Annotated in this window: 22 protein-coding genes; 5 read left to right on the forward strand and 17 right to left on the reverse strand. The window is 58.2% G+C overall.

Annotated elements, in window-relative coordinates; all coding sequences use genetic code 11:
- Positions 1-39: 39 nt before the first annotated feature.
- The 5 genes from LCM21_RS03055 (at position 40) to LCM21_RS03075 (ending at position 4,685) form a co-directional block, all read left to right on the forward strand.
- Complete coding sequence (locus LCM21_RS03055) at positions 40-384, forward strand: lysozyme inhibitor LprI family protein (protein WP_224889264.1); 345 nt, start codon at positions 40-42, stop codon at positions 382-384.
- A gap of 129 nt (positions 385-513) precedes the next feature.
- Positions 514-813 carry an FtsB family cell division protein gene (locus tag LCM21_RS03060; RefSeq protein ID WP_068331927.1) on the forward strand — a complete coding sequence of 100 codons (300 nt, stop codon included), beginning with the start codon at positions 514-516 and terminating at the stop codon, positions 811-813.
- A 163-nt stretch (positions 814-976) separates the two neighbouring features.
- Positions 977-1,990 carry a pyruvate dehydrogenase (acetyl-transferring) E1 component subunit alpha gene (gene pdhA / locus LCM21_RS03065; RefSeq protein WP_224889265.1) on the forward strand — a complete coding sequence of 338 codons (1,014 nt, stop codon included), beginning with the start codon at positions 977-979 and terminating at the stop codon, positions 1,988-1,990.
- The gene (locus tag LCM21_RS03070; RefSeq protein ID WP_224889266.1) at positions 1,990-3,366 is read left to right on the forward strand and encodes a pyruvate dehydrogenase complex E1 component subunit beta; all 1,377 of its coding nucleotides are present in this window, start codon (positions 1,990-1,992) and stop codon (positions 3,364-3,366) included. The genes pdhA and LCM21_RS03070 overlap by 1 nt, the downstream gene beginning before the upstream one ends.
- 14 nt (positions 3,367-3,380) lie before the next feature.
- Positions 3,381-4,685 (forward strand): pyruvate dehydrogenase complex dihydrolipoamide acetyltransferase, encoded by a 1,305-nt coding sequence (locus LCM21_RS03075; RefSeq protein ID WP_224889267.1) that lies wholly within the window; start codon positions 3,381-3,383, stop codon positions 4,683-4,685.
- Between the two features lie 202 nt (positions 4,686-4,887).
- Here the strand turns inward: LCM21_RS03075 and cysE are convergent, their stop codons facing one another.
- The 17 genes from cysE to LCM21_RS03160 all read right to left on the reverse strand — a co-directional run bounded on the left by cysE (position 4,888) and on the right by LCM21_RS03160 (position 18,408).
- The gene (cysE, locus tag LCM21_RS03080) at positions 4,888-5,697 is read right to left on the reverse strand and encodes a serine O-acetyltransferase (RefSeq protein WP_224889268.1); all 810 of its coding nucleotides are present in this window, start codon (positions 5,695-5,697) and stop codon (positions 4,888-4,890) included.
- Positions 5,698-5,861: 164 nt separating this feature from the next.
- A complete protein-coding gene (locus LCM21_RS03085; RefSeq protein ID WP_224889269.1) occupies positions 5,862-6,152 on the reverse strand; it encodes a DUF7742 family protein in 291 nt (96 codons plus the stop codon).
- 8 nt (positions 6,153-6,160) lie between these two features.
- Positions 6,161-10,123, reverse strand: coding sequence for a baseplate multidomain protein megatron (locus LCM21_RS03090; protein ID WP_224889270.1), 3,963 nt, complete (start codon positions 10,121-10,123; stop codon positions 6,161-6,163).
- Complete coding sequence (locus LCM21_RS03095; protein ID WP_224889271.1) at positions 10,124-10,570, reverse strand: NlpC/P60 family protein; 447 nt, start codon at positions 10,568-10,570, stop codon at positions 10,124-10,126.
- A complete protein-coding gene (locus tag LCM21_RS03100; protein WP_224889272.1) occupies positions 10,567-11,454 on the reverse strand; it encodes a DUF2163 domain-containing protein in 888 nt (295 codons plus the stop codon). Before LCM21_RS03100 ends, LCM21_RS03095 begins: the two co-directional genes overlap by 4 nt.
- Complete coding sequence (locus LCM21_RS03105) at positions 11,454-12,086, reverse strand: DUF2460 domain-containing protein (protein WP_224889273.1); 633 nt, start codon at positions 12,084-12,086, stop codon at positions 11,454-11,456. Before LCM21_RS03105 ends, LCM21_RS03100 begins: the two co-directional genes overlap by 1 nt.
- 16 nt (positions 12,087-12,102) lie before the next feature.
- Complete coding sequence (locus LCM21_RS03110; RefSeq protein ID WP_224889274.1) at positions 12,103-12,765, reverse strand: phage tail tape measure protein; 663 nt, start codon at positions 12,763-12,765, stop codon at positions 12,103-12,105.
- A complete protein-coding gene (locus LCM21_RS03115) occupies positions 12,752-12,961 on the reverse strand; it encodes a rcc01693 family protein (protein ID WP_224889275.1) in 210 nt (69 codons plus the stop codon). The genes LCM21_RS03110 and LCM21_RS03115 overlap by 14 nt, the downstream gene beginning before the upstream one ends.
- On the reverse strand, positions 12,958-13,278 hold the full coding sequence (locus LCM21_RS03120; protein WP_224889276.1) for a gene transfer agent family protein: 321 nt from the start codon (positions 13,276-13,278) through the stop codon (positions 12,958-12,960). The genes LCM21_RS03115 and LCM21_RS03120 overlap by 4 nt, the downstream gene beginning before the upstream one ends.
- 3 nt (positions 13,279-13,281) lie before the next feature.
- Complete coding sequence (locus LCM21_RS03125) at positions 13,282-13,695, reverse strand: phage major tail protein, TP901-1 family (protein ID WP_224889277.1); 414 nt, start codon at positions 13,693-13,695, stop codon at positions 13,282-13,284.
- Positions 13,696-13,715: 20 nt separating this feature from the next.
- Positions 13,716-14,129, reverse strand: a complete 414-nt coding sequence (locus LCM21_RS03130; protein WP_224889278.1) for a DUF3168 domain-containing protein — start codon at positions 14,127-14,129, stop codon at positions 13,716-13,718.
- Positions 14,126-14,464: a phage head closure protein gene (locus LCM21_RS03135; RefSeq protein ID WP_224889279.1), complete on the reverse strand. Its 339-nt coding sequence runs from the start codon at positions 14,462-14,464 to the stop codon at positions 14,126-14,128. The genes LCM21_RS03130 and LCM21_RS03135 overlap by 4 nt, the downstream gene beginning before the upstream one ends.
- Positions 14,464-15,060 carry a head-tail connector protein gene (locus tag LCM21_RS03140; protein WP_224889280.1) on the reverse strand — a complete coding sequence of 199 codons (597 nt, stop codon included), beginning with the start codon at positions 15,058-15,060 and terminating at the stop codon, positions 14,464-14,466. Before LCM21_RS03140 ends, LCM21_RS03135 begins: the two co-directional genes overlap by 1 nt.
- A gap of 178 nt (positions 15,061-15,238) precedes the next feature.
- Positions 15,239-16,417: a phage major capsid protein gene (locus LCM21_RS03145; protein ID WP_224889281.1), complete on the reverse strand. Its 1,179-nt coding sequence runs from the start codon at positions 16,415-16,417 to the stop codon at positions 15,239-15,241.
- 35 nt (positions 16,418-16,452) lie between these two features.
- Positions 16,453-16,998 (reverse strand): HK97 family phage prohead protease, encoded by a 546-nt coding sequence (locus tag LCM21_RS03150; protein ID WP_404818110.1) that lies wholly within the window; start codon positions 16,996-16,998, stop codon positions 16,453-16,455.
- A 26-nt stretch (positions 16,999-17,024) separates the two neighbouring features.
- Positions 17,025-17,243: a GTA head formation protein, RCAP_rcc01685 family gene (locus LCM21_RS03155; protein ID WP_224889283.1), complete on the reverse strand. Its 219-nt coding sequence runs from the start codon at positions 17,241-17,243 to the stop codon at positions 17,025-17,027.
- Positions 17,236-18,408, reverse strand: a complete 1,173-nt coding sequence (locus tag LCM21_RS03160) for a phage portal protein (RefSeq protein ID WP_224889284.1) — start codon at positions 18,406-18,408, stop codon at positions 17,236-17,238. The genes LCM21_RS03155 and LCM21_RS03160 overlap by 8 nt, the downstream gene beginning before the upstream one ends.
- Between the last annotated feature and the right edge of the window lie 146 nt (positions 18,409-18,554).

Genomic DNA, 18,554 nt, shown 5'->3' on the forward strand with positions numbered 1-18,554 from the left:
TGCTCATGGTAGGATCACCGTTCAAGCGGAGATTTTGCCATGAGAGGCCTTGCATTTCTGATAGCTGCCTTGCTTCCACCGTCTGCTGTCGCGCAATCCAGTTGCAATGGCCAAACGCAGTTCGACCTCAATTTCTGCGCCAAGGAAAAGTGGGAGATCGCGGACCGTGAACTCAACCGCATCTGGGGCGAAGTCAAACCTTTGGCGGACACACGCGGCGAGGGTCAGGCCCTGCTGGAGCAGCAGCGCGCGTGGTTGAAGTCACGGGACGCGATCTGCGAGCCCGAGCTATCCGCAGGTGGCAGCGCAGACGCGATGTTCTACTGGAGCTGCATGGAAGAACAGACGCTGGCGCGAAACAAAGTGCTGGAAACACTGCAGTGATTATCAACCACCTACACATGAAAAAATACCAGGTAAGGGATTCACAACCCGAATCACCTGTGACATAGTGCTTTGAGATGCCCGAAAAGGGCACGTTATTGAGGCAAACTTCATACGGCGGTAAACAGAGTGTCCCGTTCTCATCGACCCGGCTTAGGCGCAGTCGTCTTCTTCATGGTGGCATTTATGCTGGGTGTGTACTTCACCTTTGCCGCCGTGCAGGGTGACTATGGCCTGTTCAGACGGGTCGAAATTGCAGCAGAACGGGACGCCCTGTCGCGCGATCTTGCCAAGCTTGAGGCCGAGATCGCGGAAATGGAAAACCTGACACGTCGTTTGTCTGACACCTATCTGGATCTTGATCTGCTGGACCAACAGGCGCGTTCGGTTCTCGGCATGATCCGCTCGGACGAGATTGTCATCCGCTGAACTCGGTCTGATAATGCGTTTCAACTGCTAGCCTTGCCGTAAGCCAAGGGCCGGAGTTCGCACATCCGACACCGCGTAACATTTACCCTCGCAAGATTGACGGAAATGCTTTATGAAATAGTTTAACGCTAAACTATCTGTCCGAAAGGGGGAGATCGCCACAATGGCTGCGCGAAAAACCACAAAGAAACCAAACGTTTCTGCGGAAGAACTCAAAACGTATTACCGCGAAATGCTGTTGATCCGCCGATTCGAAGAAAAGGCTGGTCAGCTGTATGGCATGGGTCTGATCGGTGGGTTCTGCCACCTCTACATCGGGCAGGAAGCCGTCGTCGTGGGCCTTGAGGCCGCCGCCAAAGAGGGCGACAAGCGCATCACGTCCTACCGGGATCACGGTCACATGCTTGCCTGCGGGATGGAGCCAGGCGGTGTGATGGCTGAACTGACCGGACGCATCGGCGGGCTGTCCAAAGGTAAGGGCGGCTCGATGCACATGTTCTCGAAAGAAAAGCACTTTTACGGCGGTCACGGCATCGTCGCCGCGCAGGTACCGCTGGGCGCGGGACTGGCCTTTGCCGACAAGTATAAGGAAAACGGCGGTGTGACCTTCACCTATTTTGGGGACGGTGCGGCCAACCAGGGTCAGGTCTATGAGACGTTCAACATGGCCGCGATCTGGAGCCTGCCTGTGGTGTTCGTGATCGAGAACAACCAATATGCGATGGGTACATCTCAGGCCCGTTCGACTTCGACCAAGGATATCTACCACCGTGGTGAGGCGTTTGGCATTCCGGGTGAAATCGTCGACGGCATGGATGTGCTTGCGGTGAAGGCAGCCGGAGAAAAGGCCGTTGCCCACTGTCGCGCCGGAAAAGGTCCGTACATCCTGGAAATCAAGACGTACCGCTATCGCGGCCACTCAATGTCCGACCCGGCCAAGTACCGAACCCGCGAAGAGGTTCAGAAAGTCCGCGAACAAAGCGACCCGATCGAGCACGTGCGCGAGCTGCTGCTGACCGGCAAGCACGCAACCGAGGAGGATCTGAAGGCGATCGACAAGGAAATCAAAGAGATCGTCAACCAGGCCGCCGAATTCTCAAAAGAAAGCCCCGAGCCTTCCGTCGAAGAGCTCTGGACCGATATTTATGCAGACGAAATTCCGCAGGAGGCCGTGTAATGGCGACCGAGATCCTGATGCCCGCCCTGTCCCCGACCATGGAAGAGGGCACGCTGGCCAAATGGCTGGTCAAAGAAGGCGATACCGTTTCTTCAGGCGACATCATGGCCGAGATCGAAACTGACAAGGCAACGATGGAATTCGAAGCAGTCGACGAAGGTATCGTCGGTAAGATTCTGATCGAAGAAGGCACTGAGGGGGTTAAGGTCAACACCCCCATCGCGATCCTGGTCGAAGAAGGCGAAGACGCGTCCGCCCTGCCCGAGGCTGCGCCCGCAGCCGCAGCGGAGGCTGAGGCCGCCCGAGCGGCGGTTGAGGCCTCGGCTCCTGCCGCATCATCAGCCCCTGCCGCTCCGAAGGTCGATCTGTCGCCTGACTGGCCCGCCGACGCGGAAATGGCGCAGCAAACCGTGCGTGAAGCGTTGCGCGATGCGATGGCCGAAGAGATGCGCAGCGACGCAGATGTTTACCTGATGGGCGAAGAGGTCGCCGAGTACCAAGGCGCCTACAAAGTCTCTCAGGGTCTTCTGGACGAGTTCGGCAGCAAGCGCGTGATCGACACCCCGATCACCGAGCACGGCTTTGCCGGGATCGCCGTTGGTTCAGCCTTTGGCGGATTGAAGCCGATTGTTGAGTTCATGACCTTCAACTTCGCCATGCAGGCGATTGACCAGATCATCAACTCTGCCGCCAAAACGCTGTATATGTCCGGTGGTCAGATGGGCTGCCCCATCGTTTTCCGTGGTCCTAATGGTGCTGCCGCCCGCGTGGCTGCTCAACACAGTCAGGACTACGCCGCATGGTATATGCAAATCCCGGGTCTGAAGGTCGTTATGCCCTATTCGGCAGCCGATGCAAAAGGTCTGTTGAAATCGGCAATCCGTGACCCCAACCCGGTGATCTTTCTGGAAAACGAGATCTTATACGGTCGCTCGTCCGATGTGCCGCAAGTCGATGATCTGACCATCCCGCTGGGCAAGGCCCGCATCTGGCGCGAGGGATCGGATGTAACCATCGTCAGCTTTGGCATCGGTATGCAATACGCATTGGAAGCCGCCGACAAACTGGCCGAGGAAGGCATCAACGCCGAGGTACTCGACCTGCGCACCCTTCGTCCAATGGATACGGGTGCAATCATCAACTCGGTGATGAAAACCAACCGCCTGGTAACCGTCGAAGAAGGTTGGCCGCAAGGTTCCGTCGGCAGCTACATCAGCTCGGTCGTGATGCAGGAAGCGTTCGACTACCTTGATGCGCCCGTAATCAACTGCACCGGTAAGGATGTTCCGATGCCGTATGCAGCAAACCTGGAAAAACTGGCCCTGATCACCACCGATGAGGTGATCGCCGCCGTCAAACAAGTGACCTACCGGTAAGGAGCGACAGACAGATGCCCACCGAAATTCTGATGCCCGCCCTTTCACCGACGATGGAGGAAGGCACACTTGCAAAATGGCTGGTCAAGGAAGGCGATACCGTGTCCTCCGGCGACCTACTGGCCGAGATTGAAACCGACAAGGCAACGATGGAGTTCGAGGCTGTCGATGAAGGCACCATTGGCAAAATCCTGGTCCCCGAAGGCTCTGAAGGAGTAAAGGTCAACACCGCAATTGCGGTTCTGCTGGAAGAGGGTGAAAGCGCCGATGATATCGCTGCCACACGCGCAGCAGCACCGGAGGCTTCGCCAGAAGCCGCCGCAGGCAACGAGGCCGCCGCTCCTGCGGCGTCCGAGGCGCCTGCCCCTGCCCCGACTGCTCCGGTCAAAGCGGATGGTGGTCGCATTTTCGCATCTCCGCTGGCTCGCAGGATTGCCGCTCAGAAAGGACTTGACCTATCGCAGATCAAGGGGTCCGGGCCGCATGGCCGTATCGTCAAAGCAGACGTTGAAACTGCGACCGCATCTGCTCCGGCGTCCGCACCTGCCTCGGCTCAGGCAGCACATGCACCCGCAGCCGCCCCGGCAGGACCATCAGCGGATGCAGTCGCCAAGATGTACGAAGGTCGGGAATACGAGGAAATCAAACTCGACGGTATGCGCAAAACGATTGCCGCACGCCTGTCCGAAGCCAAACAGACCATCCCGCATTTCTACCTGCGCCGCGACATCAAGCTGGACGCGCTGCTGAAATTCCGCGGCCAGTTGAACAAACAACTGGAAGGCCGTGGCGTAAAGCTCAGCGTTAACGACTTTATAATCAAAGCTGTCGCTAACGCTTTGCAGCAGGTCCCTGAATGCAACGCAGTTTGGGCCGGTGACCGCGTATTGCAGCTGAAACCTTCGGATGTGGCCGTTGCTGTGGCGATTGAGGGCGGCTTGTTCACCCCGGTCTTGCAGGATGCTGACACAAAATCTCTGTCAGCTCTGTCAACTGAGATGAAAGACCTTGCAGCCCGTGCCCGCGACCGCAAACTGGCCCCGCACGAATACCAGGGCGGGACCTTCGCGGTCTCGAACCTAGGCATGTTCGGCATCGACAATTTCGACGCAATCGTGAACCCACCCCACGCGGGTATTCTTGCAGTCGGCACCGGCCTTAAAAAGCCAGTGGTGGGCGATGACGGAGAGTTGACGGTCGCCACCGTGATGTCGGTTACCATGTCAGTTGATCATAGAGTCATTGACGGCGCGCTTGGCGCACAATTGCTACAGGCTATCGTCGATAGTCTCGAAAACCCGATGGTCATGCTGGCCTAACAGCGACACCCTGTTTGAACCCCAAAAAAACCCCTCAATTGGAGGGGTTTTTTATGCGCTGCGGCATGTGTTGATGTTCCTGTGACGAAACGCTGAATTGTGTCCAAAGTCTAACGGGGTACATTTCTCGTTCTGTTTGCGAGTCAGCTGGTCGAAATCAAAAAGCGCGCCTTGTGGGGCGCGCTTAAATCTCAAAGTCTCGCTACCCGTTCTTGCCCAGCATGTGATCCATCGAGATGGAAGGCTGATCACAACCTGCCTCACCAACGATCTTGGCTGGAATGCCAGCAACCGTTTTGCAGGCCGGCACGTCTTGCAATACGACGGAGCCCGCAGCGATACGGCTGCAACGTCCAACCGAAATATTACCAAGCACCTTGGCCCCGGCACCAATAAGCACGCCATCTCCTATTTTTGGATGGCGGTCTTCTTCTTCCTTACCTGTTCCGCCCAATGTAACGGAATGCAGCATCGAAACATTGTCCCCTACCACGGCCGTTTCACCAATGACGATGGAATGCGCGTGGTCGATCATGATGCCCTTGCCAATTTTTGCGGCGGGATGGATGTCGGTTCCGAAGATTTCGGACGAACGCATCTGGAAGAAATATGCCAAATCATGGCGCCCTTTCCGCCAAAGCCAATGCGCAACGCGGTAGGTCTGCATGGCCTGATAGCCTTTGAAATACAGGACCGGTTGCAACAAGCGGTGGCAGGCTGGATCACGTTCGTAAACGGCCATCAGGTCTGCACGCGCCGCCTCAATCAGCGTGGGGTCATCCGCATATGCTTCGTCCACGACCTCGCGCAGGACCATCATCGACATTTCGTTCGAACACAGCTTGGCCGAGATGCGATAGGACAGAGCCCGACCCAGGCTGCGATGGTGCAATATGCAGGCATGCACTAACCCGCCCATCAACGGCTCATTTTCGACAGCCGCTTGGGCTTCGCTCGTAATACGTGTCCAGACCGGATCAACCGGTGTCACATGACTGCGCTTTTCCAACATAACTATTGTTCCTTTGCTGCGCTTAGCATGCCATTTAGTTGGTAAAACGCCAAACGCAAACCCGTGATCGGTATGGTAACAAAAAAATATGAAACGGAATAAACCGGTTACAAGGCCAAAAGGGGCCTATGAATTTGCATCTGAGAGCAAAAAATCCCATCGCATTAGCAGCGAGTTGCAAGAAACAGGCCCAGGTGGCGCAGGACCAGTTCGAAGCACCGACAATAGTGCAGATCATCAAAACAAGGCTCATCAGCCAACGGTCTGTTACGTGCGACGGCCATCAATGAGCCATTGCCGAACTTGGGGTGCAGTTGTCCTGTCTGGGAAACGTGTTTGTAGGCCAGTTGAGCTTCGCGGAACATGCGAGCACACAAGCTTTCACGATCTTCCAGCGGCGCGGCCAGCAAAGCCCGCGCCGCCGCGCTGACGTCCCCGTGTAGTACAGGACGCATCGTTTGGCCTACCCAACTGTCAGGCTGGCGTACAAGCCCGACCCGTAGCTGGCCGATACCTGCGCAACCCGAACGCTGTACGCGCCGCTGACACCATCTGCCGCTTGCGCCGCGGTGGGGTAAAACAAGGTCGGCTCAGTTACGACCTGTTCCCGCACCAAAGCACCATTCACGCTTATTTGAACAAGATAGGATTCGTTCTCCTCTGCCAGCGGCACGTCCAGCCCTGCCCAATAATCTCCGTCCAGACGGGTTCGGCGTATCCAGGACAATTGATCACCGGATGGCGTGTGCTTTGCGCATAGGTGAACCGGCGCGTATGGGCGCAGTCCGTTTCCGTCGAACGCCTCGACCAAGTGTACAAAAGATGGGTCTTCATAGCCACGTGTCGCGGGTCCAATGCGATAATGCTTGGTCACGCGCCGCTCGGATCGCAACAGATTGGTTTGGTATACGCGTTGATCAAGCAAAACGAACATCGATCCTTCGGGCCAAACTTCGGGAATGATTGCATCTGTTCCAAGCTGACCACGCAACCGGCTGGACAAGGCGTACATGCCCGCCTCTTGCAAATTTGCCTCGGCGAATTGAAAAACTTCCCAGTTTCCAGGCGTGCCATCCCCAATCGCAGCCAGATTGGCACCATTTAGCAGCGCCTCTTGGGTGCGGGATTCCAGCAAACCGTCGACAAGCCTAACACGCAGAGCCGCCCCTTCATCCCAGATGCCTGCGCTTGCGCGTTTAAGCGGCGTTTCAGTAAAGCCAATCACTGCCTGTCCGGGAATGACGTCTTGCAATGCATAGCCTTCGTCGCCTGATGCCGAATAGACCGCTACGCTGCCAGGCCACGGATTTGCCGATGCGGCCAGATACGGGGCATGCGGTGTTTCCGACCCGGTGATCAGCGGAAGATCCATAAATACGGGTAAAACAGGCACTGGTGCAACGAAGGGTTTTTCGGAAACCGAGTCGTCCGGCAGATTCGAAGGCGCATAGACATCCGGTTCAACCCGGACCGCTTCGACCAACTGCAAATCAGACTGTTCGAACCGGTCGATGCGGTAGCGCGCACTCTGGCCCTCATTAGTCAGGCTGACGACATCACCTGCACCCAAATGCAGCATCGACGGCGGCAAGGCAAATCTTGCTGTCTCGCGCGCAGTACGCGCCTCACTCAACCACCGTTCGGCGGTCTGTCGACCTTCGGCTCGTGTCATCGACAAAGGAAACTCGTTCACCGATACTGAATGCGTTTCATTGTCCGGCAAGATGGCCTCTTCCGAAACGACGTCATGATCCGCATCGGATTGAACAAAGCTAATGCGCACACGGCCAGTCATCTCGGCCTCTGCCTCGCGGCGAAACTCGACACGTCCAGTGATTTCAGGGCTGTCAGCCAGAACGTCGCTTGCAAGCTCTTTGGCCCCGTGACCGCCGCGCATCTGAAACCGCAATAAACCGTCCCGCTCGATCGCATCGAAACCATAGCGCAGCATCAACGGCTGCAAAGCTGCGCGCGCAGTAGAGACATCCTCGACCATGTACCCTCTCACAACCCCGTAAAGGCGAGAAACATCAATATCCGTAACACCAGCGCCGTAGCAGATTTCCGCAACGACCGAGGCCAAAGTCCGCGTGCCCGATCGCCCGTTCAACCAGTGACCACGTGGATAGTTTTCCCCATCGCTCCACTGGCTTCGTAGATTTGGAAAAGCAGGAAAGGGACGCGCATCCCAAGCCCATATGTAGGCGTTCGACATATCCACCATCTGACCGCCATACTGATCGGAAACGGGGTTCACGTGGGGATCAGACCAGTAGCCAAGCATAGCCTTCAGGTACTGCACCTGCATAAAGTCGTCGCGTGCACCATTTGAATATCGCGGAGTACTGGATTCCGACGACTTGGGGTCAAGAAACTTGTTTGGTTGATTGCTTCCCTTGTCGATCGCCGCGCAACCCAGTTCCGTGAACCAGATCGGCTTGGATCCAGGCAGCCAATCCGTCGGGTCCGTTTGCCGGACACCGCCAATGCGTTCATGGTGGCGGTTCGACCACCAGTTTCGCAAATCCTTATACCGCCAGACCCACGGCTCATCGTGTTCATGATCCGTGATTGGCGTCCGAATCTGCGCTTCGGCTTCCTCGGGTGAGGCATAGAACCAGTCGTATCCTTCACCGCCCTCGATATTTCCGCGAAGATAGTCGAGATCATAGATCGCATCGGCTCCGACCTGTCGGTCCAGGTGATCCTCGCCGTTCCGCCAGTCGGACAACGGCATGTAATTGTCGATGCCAACAAAGTCGATATTCTCGTCGGCCCAAAGCGGATCGAGGTGGAAATACCTGTCCCCTGTTCCATCGCTGGGCTGATAGCCAAAGTACTCACTCCAATCCGCCGCATAGCCGATTTTCGCGTCCGGCCCCAATATCTCACGCACATCCGCGGCAAGCGCCCGAAACTGCGCGACAGCCGGAAAACCGGAAAGGCCACGGATTTGCGTCAACCCCCGCATCTCAGAGCCGATGCAGAACGACTCCACCCCACCGGCTGCCTTGCACAACGCCGCATAGTGCAGGATAAACCGGCGAAAGCCCCATTCCTGCGGACCATTATAGGCGACAACACCGTCGCCGATGTCAAAATCGCTCGCACGTGCAGCACCGAAGAAAGAAGCTACCTGTGCATCCGCCGCTGCGGTCTGATCCGGCGATCCTTCCCGCCCCGGAGCGATGCTTAACGTGATCCGCCCACGCCACGGCAGGTGTGGCTGGCTGTCCGAGCCTGACCACGGATCGGGCAAACCGTTATCCTGCAGTTGGTCCATCAGGATAAACGGATAAAACATCACGCGTTTTCCGATGCTTTTCATGTGCTGGATCGCCTGTATGACGGACTGGTCCGCTGGTGTCGCACCGTAAACGGGACGTTCATCTGCATGCCGAACCGCCTCGGCTGTTTGACGGTTCAGCCCTGCCACGGACCAGGGCATGTTTTCCCCCTCAATATCCTTATGCAAAACCTTCGGCTGTATCTGACATTGCCCGCACCGCAGGTCGCCCCCAAACCACGACACGATTAGCGAAGCCGCATCACAGGCTGGCAGTTCGACTTGCAGCGCCCGGACCGAGGTCACCAGATCCGGCAGCCCCGAAGCAGAGTTGACATTCGCGGCCCAGCTTTGCCCCCGCCCCTTGGTGTAGTTGATCTGTTCGCTGGCCAAGGCGTATTCGCCGGTGCCGGGCATCAATGCGACGCCCCGGACCGTTTTCGACAGTGCATCAGATGTGTCCGGCAAATCCGGCTGTTCTTGTCGCACGACTTCAAACGAAAACTGCGGCACCCTGTTTCCAAAAGATGCCAGTTGAAGATCTTCGATGACGACGTAGGCTGTCCCGCGATAGGCTGGAACACTGTCTGAACCTTCGATGGCTTCAATCAGGGGATCGGGCAGTTGATGATTGTCGCCCGTATAAATCCGCATGTTCAGACCCGCACGTTCCAACTCTTCTCCGTCCGCCCAAATACGTGAGACGTCCGAAATCTGGCCGGCACCTACCGCTATGGCCAGCGAGATCGAGTAGCTGTAGCTGTGCGTGGTTGTCGTGACCTCTGGCGATTTAGGAGAGCCCTTGCCACCACCGCCACCTTGGGTGGTCGTGCTCGTGCTCTTTGTCTCAAGAAAATCCGAGGCCCAGATGACCTGACCACCCACACGCATACGCCCATAGATCGTTAAGACCGGGGCGCCCTCTCCGGTCTCTGTCAGGCGAAATCGGTCCAGGCGTCCCGTCTCAACGACTTCGCTGCCGCCACCCATAACCGACTGCCCCATCAAACGCTGATCAATGACCCGACCCAGTGTCGCACCAACAGCACGCCCAACAACGGCCGAGGACAACCCCGCAACAGTGCCGCCGATTGCGCCACCGACCGCAGCACCGGCTGCAGACAGAATTATTGTTGCCATTCACTTGTCCTCCAGCGGAAATTCAAAACAGGCAACCACCCGGCGTCGCCAGGGGTTGCTCAGCGTGCTTTCGACGACTCCGTACCCGGAATAGGCGTGGACAAAGCGCGGCACGGGTTCTGTTTCACTGACGATACCTACATGCTTGGCGACGCGACCGTCGCGCATGCGAAACAACAGGACATCGCCGGTCATCACATTGTCGGCTTTCTTTTCGATCAGATGACGGCGTGCAGCAGCCCACATTCGTTCTTCGCCCTGCGGTTCAGACCAATCCATGCTGTAGGTTGGTACAGCTTCGGGTTCGTTCCCAAGCAAAGCGCGCCACACACCGCGCAAAAGGCCCAGGCAATCCGTACCGACCCCCTTGACCGACGCCTGATGCACATAGGGTGTGCCCAGCCAACGGCGCGCCTCATCCACCACAACCTGCCTATGCGCGCTCATCGTCTGCTCCCCCCGGTGTTCGGGTTGCTTTGCTTGGGGACGGCCATCATCCAGTCTTCTCCTGGAAGATCAGGGAAGCCTTGAAAGTTAATGAAATTATTAAACTTCTTGCGACACGCATCCATGCCTTTATCGCAGCCAGCAGTCAGCCTGACGCGATCGCCAACAGCCAGACCACCCGTGATACCGGACCACAGCTTGATGTTGCGTCCACCCGCCAGCCGTTCATCTTCCTTGATCGAGGCCCACAGCCCTTGCGCTTGTCCAGAGACTACGTCCACCCTGCCGTGCTTAAACCACGCTGTGTCCGGCCCTTCGGCACCTTTTACTTGCAAAACGGCGTGTGAAACCAAACTTACAATTTCGGCCTCTGACTGATAGCCGGGCGTATTCAGATTAAACATGCAAGCCTCATCCCCCAGAACCGCCGTACACGGTTTCTGATAAATCCGGCCCAACGGTCGGTTCAGCAAATCCGTCAGGCCGCGCAATTCTGCATGGAACGCGCCGCCAGCACGGCGCATTTCACCGATCGAGCCCTTGAACTGCAGTAATCGTTGTTCGGGCTTTGCCCAATTGACCAACCAAGCGCGCACCTCGGCGCCATCGAAACGGCCCGCCTCAATGTCCTGCTCAGTAACGGCTGCATCAGACAAGGCACCCATTGCCTCAGAGTTATCAATGGACAGACCGGTGGCCTGCTCGATGACCGAGGCAGTCAGGCCGGTACTGGCTTTGAATTCAATCCCTTCAAAGCTCAGCTTCATGTCGTGGTCCGTAAAACCGTATTCTTGCCCGTCCCTACGCCGGATAGCCCAACACCGACAGGTTGTGGTCAGCCCACTTTGTAGGTGGGCGTAGAGTCCTTGCTTATCACCATTCATCAGACACGCACCTCGACCACTGGAACATTAGGTACGTCACCCGCTTGAAAGCTGGCTACACTGGTCTGGATTTTGTCCGTGTCGAAACGAACCGGAACGTCAAACTCAAACCCGGCAGTCACCTCGACCTCTTCCGGCGGTGGCGCTGAAAAGGTTACAAGCCCGCTCGCAAGGTCTATTTCAAAGTCTACTCCTTCGCGCATCTGATCTTGTTCCAGCCCGACTTGGACCGTCCCCAAAACGGGTTTGACGATGGGACGGACATAAGTTAACCCACCAGAACTGTAGGTTTTCACCAACTGAAACGCAGTACGGGTTCCATCGCCTCGTGCTATGACCTGATCGCCTTGAGTTACGTCTGCGGTTGCCGGACCGGACTTGTAGTCCGACCAGTCTTTCCACCGAAAGCCAAACATTTGCCCCTGACGAGCCTCAAAGAACGAAACCAGCGTTTCGATATCGTCCAGCGATCGCATCCCCAGCCCGGCGTCATAGCGACGACGCGAGTGCGCCCAGGGCGTGTTGCGCTCTTCGAACCCGTTGGCAAGCGTCACGATATCGGTTCGCCGCTCGGGACCACCAACCGAACCAAAGCTCAGACTGGCGGGAAATCTTACTTCATGAAAATTCATCTGCTGCTCTCTCGTGTTACCTGTTTCGATTGCCACGTCCCAGCGCGCGGCCCATCTGAGCGGCAATCTGCCCCTGGCTGCGCCGGAAGCCCTGCACATCCGGTGTTGTGATGTTCATCACCACGTTCACTGCGCGGCCGGCACCGGATGTGCGCACGCCGAGTTTGCCGTCGGGACCGCGCGCCAGCGGCATGATGGCCTCTGGTCCAGCCTCGCCCATCAGACCGGTACCGCCGCGCATTGGAAATGTCGTCGGGCCACTGATCACGCCGCCATTGGCAAAGGGCATCACCCGCCCCTGAGAAAAGCTGCCGCCATCTGCAAAAGGCAGGACTCCTTGCACGAAACTGCCGACCGTATTGGCCAGCATGCCCCCAAAATGATCTGTCACGGGCTTGATTGCCGCCGCATATGCTGTCTGAATCATCGAGTTTTTCAGCACGCCCAGCGCGTCGGACAGGTTCATCCCATCCAGCACCACACCATCGAAAGCCTTACGCAATCCGCCGGACATACCGCGCTCAAGTGTTGCAACGTCTTTGCCTGTCTCTTCAAATGCTGCGCCAATGCGTTTCATTTGACTGTCAAAAGCCGCAGCCATCGACGCCGCATCCCCAAGCGAGTCACCCAGTGCCTCACCCCGTTCCTGCAGGTCGTCCAAACCATCACGATCCGTCATCACGGTCTCCTTGTTTTTTGTCCGGGTAAGCCGCAAGCAGCGCGTCAAGACCCGCCCGGTTCATCGCTGGCAGCCCTGCGCCCTGTCCTAACATCAGCCTCAACTCTGCCGGGGTCAGACGCCAGAATTGATCCGGCGTCAGACGCAAGCCAATGAAACCCGCACGCATAAGGGCGGGCCAGTCGAACCCATTCATGCGCCACCAGGTACCATGAAGGCGCGAGCCAGCAGCTCAGCCGCGGCCCGTACACCAGCCATCGGCCCACCTTCGATCTCGGCACGCAGCAAGTCGGCTTGGGCTACATTGGCCCCACCGCCGCGCAGCCCGGCCACGATCAACGCCAGTACGTCACCGCTGGAATAGACTCCGCCTTCGAACCGCTGGACCAAGTCCACCAAAGACCCCGTACCCAGTGCCTGCTCCAATTCAGCCAAAGCGCCCAGCGTCAGCTTGAGCACCCTCCGTTCCCCATCGATGGTCAATGCCACCTCGCCCGTCCACGGATTAGCCATCGATTACAGCGCCGTGAATGCCAGCGCGCCGGCGCTCGCCAAGCTCATCTCATACGTTGCCTCGCCATTATGTGAGCCTGCGTACTCGATTCCGGTCACCTGAAACGCCCCTTCGACGATGCCAAAATCAGGGATAATGACTTGAAAATTGGGCGTTTCCCCATCAAAGAACAGCTGTCGCGCGCGTTCGTCCGTGTCGGCGTCTTTGAAAACCCCCGATCCAGAAATCGCGGCGGATTTCACCCCGGCCCCCGACAAAAGCTCACGCCAGCCACCCTGACTTTCAAGGCTGGTAACATCCACGCTTTCCGCGTTGAAACTGACCCGCGTGGCCCGCAAACCCGCGATCGTCTCGAACAGGCCCGAGCCGTTCATATCCACTTTGACCAACAGGTCTTTTCCGTTTTGGGCAGCCATGTACTCTCTCCGTTGATTGGTTAGTCATCTTCCACGCGGGCGCGGAATTTCAGGTCGATCTGGCGAACTGCGCCGCCAGTACCTGTGCGACGGGCCGAAGCGCGCTCGAACCACAAACCGACCAGCCGCCCGCGATCCAGCGTCAGCGCCGCACCTTCAAGCGCATCGCACACCGCTCCGGCCAATGCTTTGGCGGCACCAAACCCGCCGGCCTCGGATATCACCGACACAATGAAGCGATGCGTCGCCCCTACGCCAGATTGGTCCGAGGCGTCGCGCACCTCTTCCGGTCCCAGCGTGACATAGGCCTGGGGCACCGACCCCGCAGGTACCGCGTCGTAAATCGCGCCATCCGAGAGCGTGTTGACCTGCGCATCATCCGTAAGTCTTTGAAACACCGCCGCTTGCAAGGCGGCTGAAACGCCGTAGCTCATGCCGCGACCTCCTCATCTGCAAAACAGGTCAGGTATTGACCGCGGGGGTCACGGTCCGCGACAGCGCGGATCACAAAACGACGCGATCCCTCTGCAAAACGCTGATCTGGTGAAGGCCGCATCGTTGTCTCCTTGGGTGCACCGCGAACCACGATCCGATACCCGACACGTGATATGGGCACGCCCGCCACCTGACGCTCAGACCCGCTGCGCGCAGTGATCTCGGCCCAAACGGTACCCAGCGCCTGCCAGGTCTCGGTGTATCCACCCGCGCCATCAGCCGTACGGACTGGCGCCTCAAGCACAAGCTTTCGGTTCAGTTGTGGCTTTTTCATCAAGCCACCCCTGCGCCGAAGCGGACCGTGCGATAGCGCTGGATCAGGCTGGTCACACCAAACGGCATGCAACCTGCACCAAGGGCCGTTTCGTCCCGATATTCGTAGTAGTGCGCCGCCAGCAGCAGCACTGCCTGCCCCAGATCAGCTGGCAAGCCAGACCAATCCACCGACATACCTGCGATAAAGGCGATCTTGGCCGTGCCACTAGTTGCAAGTCTCGGCAACATCAAGCCAGTCGGGCGCAGCCGGGGGCGCTGGCTGTCTTGTTCCAATCGGTAAGCTTCCAGCGCGATTGCGCTTTCCGCGCCCGCTGCGTCAAAGACTGAAACCGCTTTCACTGCTTTCACTGGGGCGACCGGCAGCACTTCGCCTGCAGAGTCACGCCACGCATTCAGGGTCCATGAAAATTCGCGTTCAATCAGCACCTTGCCGGTGCGCGCCTCAATCGCTGCGATCGCTGCCCGCAGAAAGCCATTCAAAACCTCGTCCTGCACGCTGCCTTCGGCAAAGCCGGTTCCCAGCCGCAGATGCGCCTTGAACTGATCCACCGGCAGCGCCGCATCCGCGATGGCGGTTTCTTCGATCAACATCATCCATTCACTCCGCAATCTCGGCCCCGCTACGGGGGTCGTCACTTCAGTAAACTGGCGGGCACGTGCCGCCCCACGTTGCTCGGACGGAGGGGAGCAGCTAGACAACGCGGGGGATCTCACCCCAGCCCGCGCCCGCCGTCCGAAAGGCCGATTTCCGGCCCCTCGGATCCGTCACCGCTTAGGCGATGCCGAATTTCACAAGCTTGATTGCGGCAAAGTCGCTCACATCACCGCCAACGCGTTTGGTCGCGTAGAACAGGACATGCGGCTTGGCGCTGAAGGGGTCGCGCAGCACCCGCAGGTCAGGACGTTCGGCGATGGTGTAACCGGCCTGGAAGTCACCGAAAGCGATCGAGAAACTGTCGGATGCCGCATCCGGCATGTCCTCGGCGATCAAAACGGGATAGCCCATCAGACGCGCGGGCTCACCCGCCGCCAGCCCGTCCGACCACAAAAAGCGGCCATCGCTGTCCTTCAGCTTGCGGATCAAACCAGCGGTCTTCGAGTTCATGACGAACGTGCCATTGACCCGGTACTGCGCGCCCAGTGCATAGACCACGTCAACGATGGCATCGGCATCAACACCGCCATCAATGCCTGTGGGAACATACCCAAGGTTGCCCCATGCCCAGACGTCATTATCGACCTTGGCGTGGTTCAGAATGCCTTTGGGCTTGTCTACACCATCACCACTGATAAAGGCTGACGCTTCGGCGCGGGCAAACTTGTCGGCGATGCGACCGGCCAGCCAACCTTCGACATCGAACGCACTGTCGTCCAGAAGACGTTGCGAAGCTTTGGGAAGCGCGCTCAGTTCGTGCAGCGCGATTGAAATACGGTCAATCGACGGGGTCGCGGTTTCGGTAGCAGACGAAGCCTCATCCGCCCAACCAGCACCAACATCCGTATGGTCGATCAGAACATCGAACGAGTTCGCCTCGACATTCACGACCGATGCAATCGAACGGATCGAAGCAGTGGATTTCAGCACCGACTTGATCATCTCAGCCGTCTGCGGGTCAACCAGATAACCACCGTCGCTGTTGACCGCGCTGGTCAGAGACTTAGCCTCCATCTCCAGACCACGAAGGCCGTCATCGTTACCCGAACGGACATAAGCATCAAAAGCTTTTTGGTGCGGCGCGCCGTCAAGGGTCGAGGCCGCAAGGTGCGGACGCGCCGCGATGGTTGATTTACGATCCAGCATTGTCAGTCGCTCTTCTGTCTGTTGCAGTTTGGTTTTCACTTCAGCCTTCAGGCCCTTGAATTCATTTACGAAGCCGGTCATCGCCTGCTTCACCTCCTGAACCAGGGGCGCACCCTCTCCGGTCAAGGCCGGGGTCTCGGTCTTGCTCATCAGCACTTCCATTCTTTGGGTGGGTTTGAGGCGCGCTAGGGTCGCGCCAGCTCCTGCCGGGCGTCATTGAACACCTCGGCAATATTGCGCCAGGTATCCTCGGCCGCAGGCTCAGTGCCTTTGGCCGCCACCCGCGCACTGGGCAGCATCGGGAAGGTTACCAAAGAAACCTCCCACAGCTCCAGTTCCGTCAGGACCCTCTGGCCCTTGTCATTCTTCACGGCCCGCTTTGTACGATAGCCAATCGACAGGCCGTCCATAGCACCTGCTCGGATCAGTTCCGCCGCTTCACGGCCCTTTTGAGTGCTTTCCAACAGTCGCCCCTTGACCCATAGGCCCCGGTCATCTTCGCGCACTTCGTCCCAGACGCCGATAGGCTGCGCAGGATCGTGCTGCCACAGCATCTTGACCCGCTGACCCGCCTTAGCCAGCCCCGCAAGTGACGCGCGATACGCACCTTTCTGCACGACGTCACTGCCCTGATCCACGTGACCAAACAGGCTGGCATAGCCCTCGATTATTGCGTCGTCCGATACCGACAACCCATCTCCAAAGCGTGCGAATTTATGTTCTAAATCCACTAATAACTCCTCATAAGCCATTGACCTTACGGTGCTACCGAAAGAAATGACTGAAACGCTTGTGCAAGGATCACGGCTGCCACACCGTAAACAGTCAGCCACAGCCGCCGCTCAAGTCGCTCCATCATCTCTTCGATCTGATCCAACCTCTTGCACAGATGCGCGTGCTGAATTTCGGCCACTCTTTCATGCGCTGCCAGGCGCAAGCCTGGCGCGCAATCAAACGGGGGATACCCCTCAGCCATCCGAATCCTCCGCCAGCGCCGGCAGGCCCAGCAGAGATCGTTTCTCGACGTCCGTCAGGAAATCGGCATTGCTGACGCGGGTCCACTGCGCGTCCCGCTCGGTCGCCAGCGCGGGCACCTGATCCAGATCGGGTTTCAGCATCAGATCCTCACCAGAAAAGCCCGAGAGCCACTCTGACACCGCCGCCGCCACCCGCGTCACCAGGGGCAGAACTGTCAGGCGATAAAACGCCCGGTTGGCCTCCTGATAGTTCGAATAGGTCGCGTCGCCTTGAATTCCCAGCAGCATCGGCGGGACACCGAAGGCCAACGCGATCTCGCGGGCGGCGGCTTCCTTGGTCTTTTGAAACTCCATATCCGAGGGCGAGAAGCCCATCGGCTTCCAATCCAACCCTCCTTCCAGAACCATCGGACGGCCAGCATTCCGCGCGCCCCGATAGTTCTGCTCAATCTCATCAGACAGACGGCGGAACTGATCCTCGGCCATCACCCCGTGACCATCGCCGCCCTTCCACACCAGAGCCCCCGAAGGCCGTGCCGCGTTATCCAGCAACGATTTCGACCAGCGTGACGCGCTGTTATGTACATCTATCGCCATGGCCGCCGCCTGCATCGGCGAAAACCCGTAGTGGTCATCCTGCGGGTGGAAGGACTTAATGTGGCAGATAAATTCTGCCGGGAAACGGTGTGTTTTTCCACCAGCTGTGTAGTCATAGGCCTTGGGCCAGCCATCCGCGCCGGGTACCACGCTCATCCGGTCGGATCGCAGGACGTGCAGTTCAACCGGAAGCCCATCTTCGGCCTGGACCGCCTCGATATATGCGTTGCCGGACAACAGAAGCTGGCCAAACACGGCCTCCATCAACTCCGCCCGCCCTTGCGCTGCGTTCGGACGGCGCATTAATGTCAGCATGGGATGCGTTTCGAACCGCTGCTCGCGATCCTGCAACACCAGAGGCAAAGCCGCCGCCGCCTCGGCAATCAGCTTGACCGAGCGGAACCCCACCGGGTTTCCCGAAAACCCCGTCCGCGTCAGCGTTACCGTGTCCCGAGGGCTCCACGCCACGCGCCCACCGGTCTGCCACGCCACCACCGGTCCCGCCGCGCTCGCCTTAGCCTCAGGCGCTTCCCCGGCCGCTCCGCGACGTAAGAAATCGAATACCATCTGTGCTCCTTTCTGCCGCCGCTCTGCCCGGCTTGTTGAAAGGAGTTATGACGGAAAGAAGTTTAGGGCTTGGGAATGGGGCGTACGGGCGTTGGGCAACGGGGACGAGCGCAGGAACTATTGCGAAAACGACAGTTGTTTCTATT

Origin of the sequence: Ruegeria profundi (genome assembly GCF_020171505.1) — a bacterium.
GTDB classification, from domain to species: Bacteria; Pseudomonadota; Alphaproteobacteria; order Rhodobacterales; family Rhodobacteraceae; genus Ruegeria; species Ruegeria profundi.